This is a genomic window from Paenibacillus mucilaginosus 3016 (assembly GCF_000250655.1).
Classification (GTDB): Bacteria; Bacillota; Bacilli; order Paenibacillales; family NBRC-103111; genus Paenibacillus_G; species Paenibacillus_G mucilaginosus.
Genome location: NC_016935.1, coordinates 4,099,197 through 4,115,804 on the forward strand (window position 1 = coordinate 4,099,197; position 16,608 = coordinate 4,115,804).

Genomic DNA, 16,608 nt, shown 5'->3' on the forward strand with positions numbered 1-16,608 from the left:
AGAGAAAGGGGAGGTGGGCTGTGCTGTACGACTGCGCGATTATCGGCGGAGGGCCGGCGGGCTTGAATGCCGCGCTGGTGCTGGGCAGGGCGAGGCGGAAGGTGCTGCTGTTCGATGACAACGGGGCCCGGGGGCTGGTAACCCGGGAATCCCACGGATTCCTGACCAGGGATGGGATTCAGCCAAGGGAGTTCCGCCGCTTCGCCCAGGAAGAGCTGGGAAAGTATCCGTCCGTCTCCCTTGTGTTCGAGCAGGTGCTGCATGCGGACCGGAAGGGGGCTGTCTTTGCGCTGGCAACGAATTCCGGCTTCACTGCCGCATCCAGAACATTGATCCTTGCGGCCGGCTTCAGGGAAGTGCTTCCCTCGATCCCGGGCATCCGGGAATTCTATGGGCGGAGCTTGTTCAACTGTCCTTATTGCGACGGATGGGAGTTGAGGGATAAACCGCTTGTCTTGGTGTCGGACGGCCCGCATCTGATCGGCATGACCAAGCTGCTGTACAACTGGAGCCGGGATCTGCTGCTCTGTACGAACGGCTGGAGCGGATTGACGGCGCGGCAAGTGAAGGCGTTCGAAGAGCGGGGCATCCGCCTGCAGACCCAGCCTATCTCCGCATTGACCGGAGAGGAGGGGCGGCTGGAGGACGTGGTGTTTCAGGACGGCATGAGGGTCCGGAGAGAGGGCGGATTCGTCAAAACCCAGTGGGTGCAGAGCGCTCCCTTCGGTTACCGGCTGGGCTGCCGGGTCAACGGACACGGAGGCTTCCTGACGGACGCCAGGGGAAGAACGTCGGTTCCGGGAGTGTTCGCAGCCGGAGACACGGCCGTCTCCGGGCCGACTCAACAGATCATCGCGGCTGCAGAAGGCAGCAGGGCGGCAATGGGAGTGAACCAGCTCCTGACCGATGAGGACTTGGGCTGGTAGCTTTCGCTGTCCGTTTTTTCGCTGGGAGGAATGGAGGCGGAAGGATCGAATAGATACCACATCTTGATCATCTGACTATGGAGGGGGATTTATGGAGCTGCAAAGGGAAGCGGATTCCCGGTTTAATCCTGCAGCGGTGCATGTGAAATGCTCCATGGGAGCTCTATCGGCCTCCGGGGCGGCAGTGGTCATTATACATAACGGTGCGATCGCCTGTGAGTCGTACTGGGGGCGGCATTCCGATCAGCCGGGAGCGCGGTGCATACAGGAGGATTCCCGGTTTCATGTCGCTTCGGTCCGCAAAAGCTATATCGGGTTCGCGGCGGCCTGGGCACTGCAGCAGGGATACATGGGCTCGATGGATGACGAGGTATCCGGCTATCTGCCGGAGGAGAATGCCGGCGTGCTGGAAGGCGTCACGTTCCGGCATCTGCTAACGCATACCCACGGTCTGAAAGTGGAAGGGGGGCGGATCACCCGGAATTTTCCTGCCGGGACTTCATGGAAATACCGCAGCATCGGGGTGGAGCTGCTGACGCGGATGATCAAGCGGGCGTCGGGCTGCACGGTTGCGCACATTCTGGAGGAACAGGTCTTCCGTCCGCTGGCCTTCTCGGAGAGCGGGTGGTATCCTCCCGGAGCCCATGAACGGCTGGTGGAAGTGCTGTACGATCCGCGGGATCCCTATTGGTCCGAGGCGGAATGCGCCGGGACGGAGGGCGATCAGAGCAACCTGTACGTGTCTGCCCGGGAGCTCGCGTATTGGGGATATCTTCACCTCCGGTCGGGAAGTATCCGGGGCTGGCCTGAAGTATCCGCAGAGGTCATCCGTACTTCCACCACGCTGCAGAGTCCTTCTCTGCCGGACCCGGAGCATCCGCGCAATGGCTGCTTCTGGTTCATCCAAGACCGGCCTTCCCGCCGGACGGAGCTTGGAGAGCGGGTGCCGCGGGGCTCTTATCAGATTCTGGGGTATACCGGAGCGGCGGTGCTTGTCATTCCTTCCCATCAAGTGGTGGCTGTAAGGATGCTGAACCGGGCGGGCTCCACGCCGGGCTATGATTATTTGGCCGACATCCGGGGGTTCGGCGATACCGTTGCCGGCTGCTTGTAGAGCCAAGCAGCTGTATTTTTTTCTTGCATAGGAAAGCGCTGTCATTTATAATCAACTTATCTTGAAAAGGTTTTCATCATCCTTCTCCAACTTGTTTTCCAAACTTATCTGCAAGGAAAGAATGTCATGAAACCAACCATCAGGGATGTAGCGAAATTGGCGGGGGTATCGATCTCTACCGTATCGCGGGTAATGAATGCGCCGGACTCGGTTGTGGAGAGCAAACGGGTGAAGGTGCTGCAGGCCATCGAGAGGCTGCAGTACCAGCCCAATGCCTTCGCACGCGGGCTGATTTACAAGAAGTCGCATACGCTCGGCGTGCTTATTCCCGACATCCGCAACCCTTACTATGCGGGTGTCATCCGGGGAATGGAAGATGCGGCAAAGTCGCTTGGCTACAGCATCATCATCTGCAATACCGACAGGGACAAGGAACGGCTGATTTCTTATCTCGAGAATTGTAACGAGAAGCAGGTCGACGGGATTTTGTTCACCTCCGAAACGGTATATCCGGACTATTACGCTGAGATCCGGCGGTTCCGCCTGCCTGTCGTGCTCGTGTCGACGCATTCTCTGGAATATGAGCTGCCCTCGGTGAAGATCAATGACGAAGCAGCGGCCTATGATGCGGTGTCCTATCTGATCGGTCTCGGTCACCGCCGCATCGGTATGATTTCCCTGCCGCTCAGCGACCCGATCGCGGGGCTGCCGCGTTATCAGGGCTACATGCGTGCGCTGCGGGAACACGGCCTGCCCCATGAGGGGGGCCAGGTCATCTATGCGGAGCATTGGTACGATGAGGCCCGCAGCGCAGCGGGGCGCTTATTCGGGCAGCATCCGCAGACCACGGCGGTTTTCGCCGCATCCGATGAGTTCGCCATGGGGGTGCTGTCGTTTTTGCATGAGCGTGGAATCCGCGTTCCGGATGAAGTGTCGGTAGTCGGGTTTGACAATATCAGAATGTCGGAGATGACCATCCCCCAATTGACTACGATGGCGCAGCCTGTGTACGAGCTGGGATACAAGGGAGTCGAGAAGCTGCACCGGCTGATTGAACACGGGAGTGTTACCCCCCTTCGGGAATATCTTCCGCACAGCCTTATCGTCCGTTCCTCCGCCGCACCCGGGAAGGGGACTCAATAACGCTTTGTTGGTTTTCTTTGAAAAGCTTTTCAAAGACCAGGTCCCCAAGGTCCTTACGAGTTGTGAATCTGTTTCAAGGCAGGTGATCTTGTGAACGCAGTTCATCATGGGAAAAACGCTCCTGTCCGCGAGCTTGTTTGGCGATGCGAGAGAGCGGGACCGGCAAGGGACTCCGGTACGATGCAGGCTCGTCCCTTTGCGCAGATATAACTCGAAATTAATTTAACAAGGTTTATATTTAATGATATTAATCATAACCTTCGGCCTGTTCGACCTCTATGAATTGGGCTTTTTGGCGTCTGCTCCAGAATAAAATGTAATCGCATTCAAGGTTGTTCATTCCAGCATGTCCATATAGGAAAGGGGAACTTAACCTATGTCCAAACGCTTCCGTAAGCAAAGCGCATCTGCCGTTTCCGTCCTGCTCGCTTCCTCCATGCTCATGACGGCCTGCGGCGGCAGCACTCCAGCCGAACAACCCGCCGCCGCTCCGGCCAAGACGGATACGGCGCCGGCCAAGAGCGAACCCGCCGCTGCACCGGCAGCGGGGAGCACCGAATACGATCAAGCGCTTGCCGGCAAGTTCAAGGGCACGAAGGTCACGATGTTCGGGCCGTTCACGGATGCCGATCAGGTGAAATTCGAGACGAGCATCAAGGAGTTCGAGGGCAAGACAGGCATCGATATCCAGTACGAAGGCTCCAAGGAGTTCGAGGCGACGATCTCCATCCGTGTGGATGGCGGCAACGCGCCGGATATTGCGGACTTCCCGCAGCCGGGCCTGCTCGGATCCTTCGCGAAGAAGGGCAAGGTCATCGATGTCAACAAGGTGATGGACGTAAATGCGGCTGAAGAAGAACTACAACGCCTCCTGGATTGACATGGCCACGATGGACGGCCCGAGCGGAAAGATCATGGCGGGGGTCTGGAACCGGAGCAACGTGAAGAGTCTGGTGTGGTATCCGAAAAAGCAATTCGACGAAGCGGGCTATAAGGTGCCGAAGACCTGGGACGAAATGCTCGAGCTTTCCCGGCAGATCGCCAAGGACGGCGATAAAGCGTGGAATATCGGCATTGAGAGCGGTGCGGCGACGGGCTGGGCTGCGACCGACTGGATCGAGGACATCATGCTGCGCACGACCACGCCGGAGAACTATGACAAGTGGGTGAAGGGCGAGCTGCCGTTTACGTCTCCCGAAGTCAAGAAGGCCGTTGAGAAGATGGGCGAGATCTGGCTGGATGACGAATTGGTATACGGCGGTCGCAAATCCATTGTCACCACCTCCTTCGGTGATGCGCCGAAGTCGATGTTCACGAACCCGGCGAAGTCCTGGCTCCACCGCCAAGGGAACTTCATCACGAGCTTCTTCCCTAACACGGCCAAGGCCGGCGTGGACTACGACTGGTTCTACCTGCCGCCGATCGATCCGCAGTACGGCAATCCGGTGCTGGTCGCAGGCGATATTTACGCCATGTTCAATGACCGTCCGGAAGTGCGCGCCGTGCTGCAGTTCTTCTCCAAGGGTGAATCGATCAAGACGTGGGTGCAGTCTGGCGGCGTGATCGCGCCGATGAACGATGCCTCGCTGGACTGGTACTCCACCGATGTCGACCGCCGTATGGCGAAGCTCGTGCAGGAAGCGAAGACTCTTCGCTTCGACGGCTCCGACCTGATGCCGGGCTCCGTAGGTGCGGGCACGTTCTGGAAAGGGATGACCGACTACGTCAGCGGGACGGTCGACCTGGACGGCGCATTGAAAGAGATTCAAGCCGGCTGGAACAAGAAGTAAAGGGGTGGAGCCATGAACCCCGACATTCCGAATCCGCCGAAGGAGCCGGCAGCCGGGAACCCCCCGTCGGCCCCCTCCTTCGGCAGGCTGCTGCTTCTCACACTCGGGGTCCCGCTGCTCAACGGGGCGGTGAACTACGGGATCTTTCAGTATTTTCGCACAGCCGCCCTGCATCCGATACTGTACGCGCTGCTCGCTGTCCTATGGGGCGTAGCGGGGATTTACCTGCTCTTCCTCTCCTTGAACTGGGTGGTGGAGCAGTACAGTGACCGGGCCCGGCAGAAGGTGCAGCCGTATGTGTTCATCGGCCCGGCTGTGGCGCTGCTCGGCTGGCTCCTCCTGCTGCCGACGCTGAGGACGCTCTACCTAAGCTTCCTTGATGCCGGCTCGGAGCGGTTCGTGGGCCTTGCCAACTATGCGGCGGTGTTCACGAACCGGCTGCTGCTCGTCGCCCTGCGCAACAACCTGCTGTGGGTGGCTGCCGGCACGGCCGCCTGTGTGGGCCTTGGCCTTCTTATCGCGATCCTCGCCGACCGCAGCTCGTTCGAGCGGACGGCGAAGGCGATCGTGTTCATGCCGATGGCGATTTCCTTCGTCGCGGCAGGCGTGATCTGGAAGTTCATCTACTATTACCAGCCGGAGCAGGAACAGATCGGTCTGCTGAACGCCGTTGTCGTGTACTTCGGTGGCGAACCGATGGCGTGGACGTCGATGCTGCAGCCGTGGAACAATCTTTTCCTCATTGCCATCCTGGTTTGGATGCAGACCGGCTTCGCGATGGTGATCTTCTCCGCGGCGATCAAAAGCATCCCGGAGGATCTGCTGGAAGCGGCCCGGGTGGATGGGGCGGGCGAGGTGCGCATTTTCTTCCGCATCATGATCCCTTACATCTCCAGCACGCTGCTGGCGGTGACGACGACGATCATCGTCTTTACACTCAAGATCTTTGACGTCGTCATGGTCATGACCGGGGGACAGTACGACACGGAGGTCGTGGCGACCCAGTTCTACCGGCAGTTCTTCATGTACCGCAACTTCGGGTACGGCTCGACGCTTGCGATCGTACTGCTGATCGCCGTCATCCCGGTGCTCTGGTTTAATCTCAGGCAGTTCCGGAAGGAGGGAGGGTTGTAATGGCAGCAGCGAACCAAGCGTCAGGGCGCAGGAGGCGCAAGGGGGCCGGAAAAGGCGGATCCCGATGGCTCATCAACGGCGTACTCGGCTTCCTCTGTCTCCTCTGGCTCATTCCGACCGTCGGTCTGCTCGTCTCTTCCTTCCGGCCTGCCGCGGACATTCTCCAGACCGGATGGTGGAAGGTGCTGCCGCACAAGGACTGGGCTACCGCCGAACAGATTACACTGCCGAAGGATACGGATCTGCGCGGTCCGATTGAAGTGCTCGGTGCCGCCTACACCGACGAGCAGCTCAGGGCCGGCGTGGCGGCCGGAGACCGCCGGCTGATCTGGGAGAACCGGCGCGCGCGTATCGTCAATGTGCAGACGCCTTCCTGGACGATGGGGGCGGATTTTACGCTCGATAACTATAAGAACGTACTTACAGGCAAAGAATATGTGATCACGATGGGAGACGGAAGCACGCAGACCGAGAAGGGCACCGATCTCAGCCGGGCTTTCCTGAACACCTTCACCGTAGCGGTGCCTTCCACGGTTATTCCGGTGCTTATCGCCTCCTTCGCCGCTTACGGCTTCGCGTGGCTGAAGTTCCCCGGAAGACGCACGCTGTTCGTCGTCGTGATCGCCCTGCTCGTGGTACCGATCCAGGTCGCTCTGATCCCGATCATGAAGGACTTTACGGGCCTCGGACTGAACGGCAGCTTCCTCGGGATCTGGATCGCGCATACGGGCTTCGGCCTGCCGCTGGCCACCTACTTCATGTTCAACTACATCTCCCAGCTTCCGAAGGATCTCTTCGAATCGGCGTTCATGGACGGCGCATCGAACTTCACCATCTTCACGAAGCTGGTGCTTCCGCTCTCGGTGCCGGCGATTGCCTCGATCGGGATCTTCCAGTTCCTGTGGGTATGGAACGATTATCTCGTCTCCCTGATCTTCATCGGTTCACAGCCGGATGTGCAGGTGCTCTCCATGCGGATCGCCGACATGGTCGGCTCCAGAGGCAATGACTGGCATCTGCTCACCGCCGCCGCTTTCGTCTCCATGCTCATGCCGCTGGCCGTTTTCTTCGGTCTGCAGAAGTATTTTGTACGCGGGCTGCTTGGAGGCTCGGTCAAGGGCTGATAGAGAAATACGCAGACTCCACCGCAAAAACACGGCTGTTCCGCTGTCCATAGGGGCAGGGAAAGCCGTGTTTTTGTGTTGAATCCGAGCCGTTCCTGCGAAGGCCGTACGGCTGTCTTCCTGATATCTGCGGACGTTTATTTCTTCGCTGCAAGCCATTCGGCCAGCGCGTTGATCTCGTCGGCCGTGATGATGTTCTGGAACGCCATCATGCCGTTGCCGCCGTTGGTGATCTGCGCGGCAATCTGCTCCTTCGAGCGGCGGGCGCCCACCTTCGTGAGATTCGTATTGCCGCCCCGCTGGCCGCCTTCCAGATTCGCTCCGTGACAGGCGATGCAGCGCGATTTGTAGACGGCTTCGGCATTGACCGTGCCGCCAGCCGCTGCGCCGCCGGCATCCGTACCACCGCCCGCTGTTCCGCCGGTGGTACCGCCACCTGCCGTGCCTCCGGCATCGGTGCCGCCTCCAGTCGTACCGCCCGTGGTGCCTCCGGTCGTCCCGCCAGCCGTACCGCCAGTGTCGGTGCCGCCGCCTGTGGTGCCGCCGGCCGTGCCGCCTGTGGTGCCGCCGGCCGTGCCGCCTGCATCGGTGCCTGTACCGCTGCCGCCTGTATTCTCAGGCTTACCGGTATTCGTCTCGGTATTCTGCGTGTTCTCCGCCGCGTTATCCTGGTTGTTGTTCCCGCCGCAGGCCGTCAGAGCTCCGAGCAGGACCAGTGCACACGCGGCCATAGTCCATTGCTTTTTCATTTCCCTAACACCCCCTGACTTGTGAGCTTTCTTCCGTTTTTAATATGCGCCCACACATTGGCAAGAATGCATCCCGATTCAATTCATTTTTTAATATTCATTTCATCAATATACTTGTTTGCACACCTTTGTCTCCGTTCGCTTTCATGCGTTCTCTGGCGACGGCGGTCCTCTATTGCCTCCGTTGTCTGTACCTAGGACCGAGAAACCTCTGTTTTTTTAACAAAAAACACGGCTATTTTCATTACCTCTTCCTGCGGACAGAGGGATAATAAGCATGTCAGTAGTTTCCAAAGAGATAGGAGAGGACAAGAGAGAGATGAAACGAAACCGGAGTGCAACCATGAAAAAAATCATTCCTGTGCTGGTCACGGCAGCCATGCTGCTGACTACGGCGGCGTGTTCCTCGGGACCTGCGGAGCCTGCTTCCGGAGGGGCGGCGGGCGGAGCGGCCGGCGAACCGGTGAAGCTGCGCATTGCCTGGTGGGGCGGACAAGCAAGGCATGACTATACGCTGAAGGTAATTGAGCTCTACCAGCAGAAGAACCCGAACGTCAAGATCGAGGCCGAGTACGCGACCTTCGATGATTATTGGAAGAAGCTTGCCCCGCAGGCCGCCGCCAATCAGCTGCCGGACATCGTGCAGATGGATATTTCCTATCTGTCCCAGTATGCGGGCCGCGGGCAGCTTGCGGATCTGACGCCTTATACGAAGGACGGCACGATGGATGTATCGTCGATCTCCCCGAATGCCCTGTCGGGCGGGGAAGTGGGCGGCAAGCTCATGGCGATGAATCTCGGCGTGAACGCCCTGATGACGATGTACGATCCGGAGCTCATGAAGCAGGCCGGCATCACGCCTCCGCCGAAGAATTGGACGTGGGATGATTTTACGGCGATCGGGGAGAAAGCCAAGGCGGGCGGCAAGATGATCGGAGGCTTTGCCTTCCGTCATGATGTGTTCTTCCCATACTACCTGAGAACGCTCGATCAGAAGATGTTCAGCGAGGATGGCTCCCAGATCGGCTATGCCGACGATAAGCCGTTCATCGATTACTTCACGATGTACCAAAAATGGTATGATGCCAGCTATCTGCTCCCGCTCGACAAGGAAGCGCAGAAGAAAGGCACGGCGGAGGAAGACGAAGTGCTTCTCGGCAAAGCGCTGTGGACCAACGGCTGGTCGAACCAGTACCTTGCGGTGGCCAACCTTTCGAAGAATCCGCTGGAGCTGCACCCGCTCCCGGGTCCGAATGGGAACAAGGGGCTGTTCCTGAAGCCTAGCATGTACTTTGCCGTAACGAACTCCTCGAAGCAGAAAGCCGAAGCGGCGAAGTTCATCTCCTTCTTCGTCAACGATGTCGAAGCGAACAAGCTGATCAAGGGTGACCGCGGCGTGCCGGTGTCCTCCAAGGTCAAAGAGGCGCTGAAGCCGCTCCTGACGCCGAACGAAGCGAAGATCTTCGATTATATCGCATGGGCGGAGAACAATTCGTCCCCAATGGATCCGCCGAGCCCGGTGGGTGCCGTTGAGATCGAGAAGCTGCTGCGGGATACGAGCGAGCAGATTCTGTACAAGAAGCTGACCGTCGAGGCGGCAGCTGCGAAGTTCCGCAAGGAAGCGAACGCGATTCTTGCGAAGAACAAGAAGTAATCCGCAGCGGGAAGCGCGGCAGAACATAACGGCGGGAGATCCGGTTGGTGCCGGGGCTCCCGCTTTTTTTGATTTTTTTGCAAGAGGCGCGTTGGTTCCAGCACGCACCTGTCTGGTACGTCGGCCTGGCGTACGCAGGATTGTCTTCGGGGTGCCGCTTCCGGTATGCTTAGGCGATGAGACGTAAAAGGAAGGGTTATACATCATGGAACCAACGAAGCTTACGAGGAACACGGAGATGAGAAACGGACAAATGACGATCACACAAATGAGAAACACCCAAATCACCGTCTTCGGCACGGTGCTGATGGACTGCAAGGGCTTTGCCCACAGCGCTTACCGGCCGGACGGCCGCAATCTCGGGAGCGTCCGGTTCGTGCACGGCGGTGTAGGGAGGAACGTGGCGGAGAATCTCGGACGCCTGGGGGTGCCCGTATCGCTGGTCACCACCGTCAATGAGGACGGGAACGGGCGGGCAGTCACCGACCATCTGCGGGCGAACGGCGTGAACACCAGGCACATCGCAGCTGTGCCGGAGAAGGGCATGGGCTTCTGGCTGGCCGTCCTCGACGAGAACGGGATTCCGGCGGGGTCGATCTCCGATATGCCGGATCTGGCGGCGTTCGAGAAGCTGGTCGGCGAGCGTGGCGAGCGTGTGATTGCCGAATCCGGGCATATTGTGCTGGTGCTGGATTTGAACGAAGCTTTGACGAAAAGCATTCTGGCTCTTGCCCGGCGCTTCGATAAGCCGGTGTACGGTCTGCCGAGCAACTTCAGCGTCATCGCGTCGCATCCCGAAGTGCTGGAAGGGCTTGCGCTGTTCGTCTGCAATGAATTCGAAGCGGAGCGGCTGTTCGGCTCCGGTCCGCTGGCCGGCATGACGCCGGAAGAGCGGATCGCAAGGCTGCGGAGCTTCGCGCAGTCCCGCTCCATCGGGCGGATGGTCGTAACACTGGGGGCGGCCGGATCGGTCTACTATGAGGCGGAGCCGGACGAAGCGGGCGTGCAGGCGGCCTGCCCGGTGGAGGTGGTGGACACCAGCGGAGCGGGGGATGCGTTCTTCTCCGGCACCGTCCTGGCGCTGGCCGCAGGCCGCCCGCTCCCGGAAGCGGCGGATGCGGGCACGCGGATGGCGGCATGGACGATCGGGCATCCGGATAACTGCTGCACGGCGCTGGGAGAGCTGGCCGGGCGGGATGAGCTGCTGATGCCGCTGCTTGGGTATTTTCGGAAGGGATGAAGGTGTACGGAACAAGGGAGCTGCTTGCCGGCCTGGGGTAAGCGGCTCATTGCTGTGTCATGCGGAGAGGTAATGGAGGTGGCGGCGAGCTGTTGGCCGCCGGGCCGGCGGATTAGAACGAAAGGGTACGTGAATTTATGTTAATAACGTGTTATATTAATTAACATATAATAATGTAGTTGATAACCAAATATACAATTCATAAGGATGATCTCTGTAATTTTGTCTTACCTTTTAGCATTTTACACATGAAAACTCACTTATACGTTACATATAACACAAAAATACCATGTGACAATTGCCAGAATTGTTCTATTTATGTTATTGTCATGTAAAGATAAATAACATATATAAATTGCTTTCCACCATTTCATTCACGGGAGGTTGTTTCATGAGGATACCAAAGACAGCGTTACTGATCTCCAGCTTGACTTTGTTTTTGACTGCTTGCGGCGGGGGAACTACACCGGCTCCGGCTTCAACCACCCCTGCGGCAGGCGGAACGGCTCCCGCTTCCGGAGGGGGCGGCACGGCCAAGACGGTGGTCAAAATCGCAACCCAGTCGCCTCTCTCCGGTGGAAGCTCGGTGCAGGGTGAGGCGATCAAGCTGGGCGCCCAGCTGTCTTTGGAGGACCACAAGGCGGAGTTCGAGAAGCTCGGCGTCGATCTGCAGCTCGTCCCCTATGATGACCAGGGCGATCCGAAGAAAGGGGTGGCGAATGCCGAGCTTGTCGGAGCGGACCAGGCGATCCTCGGGGTCGTCGGCCATATGAACTCCGGCGTGGCGATCCCGTCCTCCGTCGTCTATGAGAAATACAGCACGGTCATGGTCTCGCCGTCCAATACGGCCACCGAGGTAACGGACCGCAACCTGAAGGTTGTCAACCGGATTGTGGCGCGGGACGACTTCCAGGGACCGGCGGCGGCGGAGTATGCGGTGAAGACGCTCGGCGCGAAGAATGTCTTCGTCATCCAGGATAAGACGGCCTACGGGCAGGGGCTTGCGGAAGCTTTCAAGAACGAAGCGGAGAAGCTCGGCGCCAAGGTAGCGGGGTACGAGGGCATTACGGTCGGGGAGAAGGACTTCAACGGCGTGCTGAACATCGCGCTGAACAAGAAACCGGACTTCATCTTCTTCGGCGGCCTCTACGGGGAGGGCGGCCTTCTGATCAAGCAGGCGCGGGATAAAGGCATTATGGTGCCGATGATGGGCGGCGACGCCTGGGATTCCGCGGGTCTCGTGGATATTGCCGGCGACAAGGTCAAGGATGCGCTCTACAGCTCCATCGCGGCGGACATCACGAAGACTGAGGAGGGCAAGAAGTGGGCCGAGAAGTACAAAACCAAGTTCGGCAAAGGACCCGACGGCTACTCGGCTTACGCTTATGACTGCATGTCCGTCATCCTGAACGGCCTGAAGAGCGCGATGGCTGCGAACGGCGGCAAGGTGCCGACCCGCGAGCAGGTGCGCGATGCGGTCCGGGCGACCAAGGACTTCCAAGGGGTAGCGACCAAGGTGACCTTCGACGGCAAGGGCGACAACACGTACGCCAAGGTATTCATCTATAAATTCGAGGGTCCCGCTTATCCGGGCGCGATGATCTCCGAGGTGGCGAAGAAATAGACCGCATCCCTCTCCTCGGACCGAATAAGAGGTATGTGCTTCTTTCCAGGACGCATGCCTCTTTGCGGTCGGGCAACCCACCGGCAAAGGAGTTGAAGACTATGGAAGTCATACTGCAAACCCTGCCGCAGGTACTCATCGACGGTCTGGCGCTCGGCGCGATCTATGCGGTGGTGGCCCTCGGGTACACCATGGTCTACGGCATTCTCGAGCTGATCAACTTCGCCCACGGCGAGGTATTCATGACCGGCGCTTTCGTAGGTACCACCGTGCTGCTCGTGATGGAATCCACCGGCACGACGGCCGGCCTGCCCGGCTGGGCCGCTTACTTGCTCATTCTGGTCACCGCCATGCTGTTCACCGGCGTGCTGGGCGTCGGCATCGAGCGGGTCGCCTACCGGCCGCTGCGCAAAGCGCCCAAGCTCATCTCCCTGATCTCGGCCATCGGGGTGTCCTTCGTGCTGCAGGATCTCGTCCGCTTCATCGCCGAGCTGACGACAGGCAACTATATCGTCAGCGGCACGACGCTCTTCGACAAGAGTCTCACCGTGCCCGCCTCGTCGGCGGTCTCCTGGCTCAGCGACGCCTCGCTGAAGACCAACACGCTGGTGATCATCGGTGTGGCGATCGTGCTCATGATCGGGCTCGACCTGTTCGTCAACCGGACGAAGTGGGGCGTGGCCATGCGGGCGGTGGCCCAGGATCGCGAGACCGCGGCGCTCATGTCGATCAACGTGAACAAGGTGATCGTCCTGACGTTCTTCATCGGCTCCGCCCTCGGGGGAGCGACCGGCGTGCTGTTCGCCCAGCAGTACGGGACGATCGATCCGTTCATCGGCTTCATCCTCGGGCTCAAGGCGTTCACGGCGGCGGTGCTCGGCGGCATCGGCAATATCCGCGGGGCGATGTTCGGGGGGCTGGCGATCGGCGTGCTCGAGATGTTCGCTTCCGCCAACCTGGGGCTCTTGACAAGCGGGAGCTTCGGCGCGGAATACAAAGACGTGTTCACGTTTCTGATCCTCATCTTTGTCCTCATCCTGAAGCCTGAGGGCCTCTTCGGCAAAGCCCTCAAGGAGAAAGTGTAGGTGAACGCCATGGAGCTCCTTCCGAAGAAGCTGTTGTCCCGTCCGTCCGCCCAGGCGGTAGTGCTGATCGCCTACGCTTTGGTTACTGCAGCGAGCGTACATCTCCTGACAAAATCCGTCACGGCCTTCCTTCTGCTGCTGGCCTCGCTGCTCCTGCTCTATTACACCTCCTTCTCGAACCGGACCAAATGGGCGGCCGGCGCGGCGCTCATCTTCCTCGTTATCCCGCTGGCGACCTCCGGCGGGCCGGCCTACCAGTCGTACATGGAGGTGGCGACGCAGAGCGGGATCTATATCGCGATGGCGCTCGGCTTGAACATCGTCGTCGGCTTCGCCGGCCTGCTCGACCTTGGCTTCGTGGCGTTCTTCGCCATCGGGGCGTATACGTACGGCATTTTCTCCACGGCCCAGGCGAATCATTTTATCCCGGGTGATCTGTTCCCGCTCTCCGGCTCCTCGTTCTGGCTCTTTATCGTGATCGGCGGCTTCATGGCGGCGCTGTTCGGCGTGCTGCTCGGCCTTCCGGTGCTGCGGGTCAAGGGAGATTACCTGGCGATCGTCACCCTCGGCTTCGGGGAGATCATCCGGATCATCTTCAACAATCTCGAGAAGCCGGTGAACATCACGAACGGGGCGATGGGCATCTCCTCGATTGCCCCGCCGACGGCAGGCGGGTATGCGTTCACGCATCCGAACCAGTTCTACTTCATCGTGATGGGGCTGCTCGTGCTCATCATCTTCGCGGTGGGGCGTTTCGAGCATTCAAGGCTCGGCCGTTCGTGGAAGGCGGTCCGCGAGAACGAGATCGCCGCCCAGGCGATGGGTATCCCGCTCATCCGCACGAAGCTGACCGCCTTCGCGATCGGCGCTTCGTTCTCCGGCATGATGGGCGTCGTGTTTGCGGCGAAACAGACGTTCATCGACCCGTCGTCGTTCACTCTGCTCGAGTCCACCACGATTCTCGTCATGGTCGTCCTTGGCGGAATGGGCAGCGTGCCCGGGGTCATTCTCGGCGCGGCCCTCGTGACGATCCTGAACCTGCAGGTGCTCACCGAGGTGACGAACTGGCTTAACCAGCTGACCCTGCAGGGCGTGCTGCAGGTACCGAGCGCCTTGTCGCCGTCGAAGATGCAGCGGTTCATCTTCGGAGCGATCCTCATCCTCATGGCCGTCTTCCGGCCGAACGGCCTGATCGCCTCGCGCAACCGCCGGGTGGACCCGCCTCATCTGACGGCTCCTGCCCCGAAGGCGGTCGTCTCTTCGGCGGTGAGCTCCGGCACGATCCGCGGCACGAAGGAAGGAGGCATGCTGAGATGAGTTCCCTCAGGGTACGGTCGCTGGTCAAACGGTTCGGCGGCCTCACGGCCGTGAACGGCGTCACCTACACGTTCCCCGAGCGGGCGATCTCTGCGGTGATCGGGCCGAACGGAGCGGGCAAGACGACGTTCTTCAATATGATTACCGGCATCTACAAGCCGGACGAAGGGGAGATCGAGCTGGGCGGCCGCTCGCTGGTGGGCGTGAAGCCGGATCGGATCACGGAGCGCGGCATTGCCCGAACGTTCCAGAACATCCGGCTGTTCGGCGGCATGACCGTGCTCGAGAATGTGCTCGTCGGTATGCACATTCACCTGAGGTCCGGCGTGCTCGGCACGCTGCTCGGGCTGCCGGGCGTCCGCGCGGAGGAGCAGGCGGCCCGCGAGGAGGCGTACCGCCTGCTCGGGGCGGTCGGCCTGCAGGAGCTCCTCAACGAAGAGGCGGGGTCCCTCTCGTACGGCGCCCAGCGCAGGCTGGAGATTGCGAGAGCCCTGGCGGCCAGGCCCAAGGTGCTGCTGCTCGACGAGCCTGCGGCGGGCATGAACCCGCGCGAGACGGCGGAGCTGACGGCGCTGATCCGCTCGCTGCAGGAGAAGCTTGGGATCTCGATTATCCTCATCGAGCATGACATGAAGCTCGTGATGGAGCTCTCGGAGCATATCCTTGTGCTCGAGCACGGGGAGAAGATTGCCGAAGGCACGCCGCAGGAGGTCCGGACGAATCCACGGGTGATCGAGGCTTACCTTGGCCGCAGTGCGGCAGAACAGGAGGCGGGGTTATGAGCATGCTGGAGCTGCGGGACGTGCACGCGTACTACGGCGCCATTCACGCGCTGCGCGGGGTGTCGCTGCGGGTGGAGCCGGGCGAGATCGTCACCCTGATCGGCTCGAACGGCGCGGGCAAGTCCACGACGCTGAAGGCGATCTGCGGCCAGGTGAAGACCGAAGGGGACATCCGCTTCGGCGGCAGGAGCATCGCGTCTCAGCCGCCGCATGTGACTGCGCGGGAAGGCGTCGCTCATGTGCCGGAGGGCCGGCGCATATTTCCGAGGCTCTCGGTGAAGGAGAATCTCGAGATGGGTGCGTTCTCGGTCAAGGACAAGAAGCTGATTCAGGAGCGAATCGAACGTGCGTTCGACTACTTCCCGAGGCTCAAGGAGAGGTACCATCAGGCCGGCGGGACGATGAGCGGCGGCGAGCAGCAGATGCTGGCGATCGCCCGCGCGCTGATGATGAACCCGAAGCTGCTTCTGCTCGACGAGCCTTCGATGGGACTGGCGCCGGTCATCGTGGAGCAGATCTTCGCGATCATCCGGGATTTGAACGCCGCCGGGATGACGATCCTGCTCGTGGAGCAGAATGCGTTCCAGGCGCTGCAGATCGCAAGCCGCGGCTATGTAATCCAGACCGGCCGGGTGATCCTGGAGGATGACGCGAAGATGCTGCTTGCCAGCTCCCAAGTGAAGGAAGCCTACCTGGCATGATCGATTTGACTTCACATGAGGTGAATAATACGACGCGGGAACAAGTGTTTGTGTTGTTTTGGATCAAAGAACCTGCCTGCCTCCGGGCAGGTTCTTTTCTTTTCAACCCGATCCGCTCTTCAGCCCCTCACCACGCCCATTCCGCGCCGCTCGTCAATCGTTCCCACATAAACCCATGGTCCCCGTGGCATACTAATCCCAAAATAAGGGCGGACGATGCCCGGT

The 16,608-nt window shown here is 59.9% G+C and carries 15 protein-coding genes; 14 read left to right on the forward strand and 1 reads right to left on the reverse strand.

Going from position 1 to position 16,608, the window contains the following annotated elements; all coding sequences use genetic code 11:
* Nucleotides 1-20 precede the first annotated feature (20 nt).
* From PM3016_RS17920 to PM3016_RS17945, 7 genes are all read left to right on the forward strand, one after another.
* On the forward strand, nucleotides 21-926 hold the full coding sequence (locus PM3016_RS17920) for an NAD(P)/FAD-dependent oxidoreductase (RefSeq protein ID WP_014370401.1): 906 nt from the start codon (nucleotides 21-23) through the stop codon (nucleotides 924-926).
* 91 nt (nucleotides 927-1,017) lie between these two features.
* Nucleotides 1,018-2,040 (forward strand): serine hydrolase domain-containing protein, encoded by a 1,023-nt coding sequence (locus PM3016_RS17925; RefSeq protein WP_014370402.1) that lies wholly within the window; start codon nucleotides 1,018-1,020, stop codon nucleotides 2,038-2,040.
* 126 nt (nucleotides 2,041-2,166) lie between these two features.
* Complete coding sequence (locus PM3016_RS17930) at nucleotides 2,167-3,183, forward strand: LacI family DNA-binding transcriptional regulator (protein WP_014370403.1); 1,017 nt, start codon at nucleotides 2,167-2,169, stop codon at nucleotides 3,181-3,183.
* Between the two features lie 376 nt (nucleotides 3,184-3,559).
* Entirely contained in the window at nucleotides 3,560-4,063 is a 504-nt protein-coding gene (locus tag PM3016_RS40830; protein ID WP_274380009.1) for an extracellular solute-binding protein, read from the forward strand.
* On the forward strand, nucleotides 4,026-4,973 hold the full coding sequence (locus tag PM3016_RS17935) for an ABC transporter substrate-binding protein (protein WP_274380010.1): 948 nt from the start codon (nucleotides 4,026-4,028) through the stop codon (nucleotides 4,971-4,973). Before PM3016_RS40830 ends, PM3016_RS17935 begins: the two co-directional genes overlap by 38 nt.
* Before the next feature lie 12 nt (nucleotides 4,974-4,985).
* On the forward strand, nucleotides 4,986-6,107 hold the full coding sequence (locus tag PM3016_RS17940; RefSeq protein WP_013919632.1) for a carbohydrate ABC transporter permease: 1,122 nt from the start codon (nucleotides 4,986-4,988) through the stop codon (nucleotides 6,105-6,107).
* A complete protein-coding gene (locus tag PM3016_RS17945) occupies nucleotides 6,107-7,231 on the forward strand; it encodes a carbohydrate ABC transporter permease (RefSeq protein WP_014370404.1) in 1,125 nt (374 codons plus the stop codon). Before PM3016_RS17940 ends, PM3016_RS17945 begins: the two co-directional genes overlap by 1 nt.
* A gap of 137 nt (nucleotides 7,232-7,368) precedes the next feature.
* Here PM3016_RS17945 and PM3016_RS17950 read toward each other — a convergent pair whose 3' ends face one another.
* On the reverse strand, nucleotides 7,369-7,980 hold the full coding sequence (locus PM3016_RS17950) for a c-type cytochrome (protein ID WP_014370405.1): 612 nt from the start codon (nucleotides 7,978-7,980) through the stop codon (nucleotides 7,369-7,371).
* 343 nt (nucleotides 7,981-8,323) lie between these two features.
* On the opposite strand from PM3016_RS17950, the gene PM3016_RS17955 reads away from it, so the two are divergent.
* The 7 genes from PM3016_RS17955 (at nucleotide 8,324) to PM3016_RS17985 (ending at nucleotide 16,383) form a co-directional block, all read left to right on the forward strand.
* Complete coding sequence (locus PM3016_RS17955; RefSeq protein WP_014370406.1) at nucleotides 8,324-9,634, forward strand: ABC transporter substrate-binding protein; 1,311 nt, start codon at nucleotides 8,324-8,326, stop codon at nucleotides 9,632-9,634.
* A gap of 205 nt (nucleotides 9,635-9,839) precedes the next feature.
* Nucleotides 9,840-10,874, forward strand: a complete 1,035-nt coding sequence (locus PM3016_RS17960; protein ID WP_014651181.1) for a carbohydrate kinase family protein — start codon at nucleotides 9,840-9,842, stop codon at nucleotides 10,872-10,874.
* Nucleotides 10,875-11,265: 391 nt separating this feature from the next.
* Complete coding sequence (locus tag PM3016_RS17965; RefSeq protein WP_014370408.1) at nucleotides 11,266-12,498, forward strand: branched-chain amino acid ABC transporter substrate-binding protein; 1,233 nt, start codon at nucleotides 11,266-11,268, stop codon at nucleotides 12,496-12,498.
* 101 nt (nucleotides 12,499-12,599) lie between these two features.
* The gene (locus tag PM3016_RS17970) at nucleotides 12,600-13,583 is read left to right on the forward strand and encodes a branched-chain amino acid ABC transporter permease (RefSeq protein ID WP_014370409.1); all 984 of its coding nucleotides are present in this window, start codon (nucleotides 12,600-12,602) and stop codon (nucleotides 13,581-13,583) included.
* Nucleotides 13,584-14,900 carry a branched-chain amino acid ABC transporter permease gene (locus PM3016_RS17975; RefSeq protein WP_014370410.1) on the forward strand — a complete coding sequence of 439 codons (1,317 nt, stop codon included), beginning with the start codon at nucleotides 13,584-13,586 and terminating at the stop codon, nucleotides 14,898-14,900.
* The gene (locus tag PM3016_RS17980) at nucleotides 14,897-15,682 is read left to right on the forward strand and encodes an ABC transporter ATP-binding protein (protein WP_014370411.1); all 786 of its coding nucleotides are present in this window, start codon (nucleotides 14,897-14,899) and stop codon (nucleotides 15,680-15,682) included. The genes PM3016_RS17975 and PM3016_RS17980 overlap by 4 nt, the downstream gene beginning before the upstream one ends.
* The gene (locus PM3016_RS17985; protein ID WP_013919623.1) at nucleotides 15,679-16,383 is read left to right on the forward strand and encodes an ABC transporter ATP-binding protein; all 705 of its coding nucleotides are present in this window, start codon (nucleotides 15,679-15,681) and stop codon (nucleotides 16,381-16,383) included. Before PM3016_RS17980 ends, PM3016_RS17985 begins: the two co-directional genes overlap by 4 nt.
* Nucleotides 16,384-16,608: the final 225 nt, after the last annotated feature.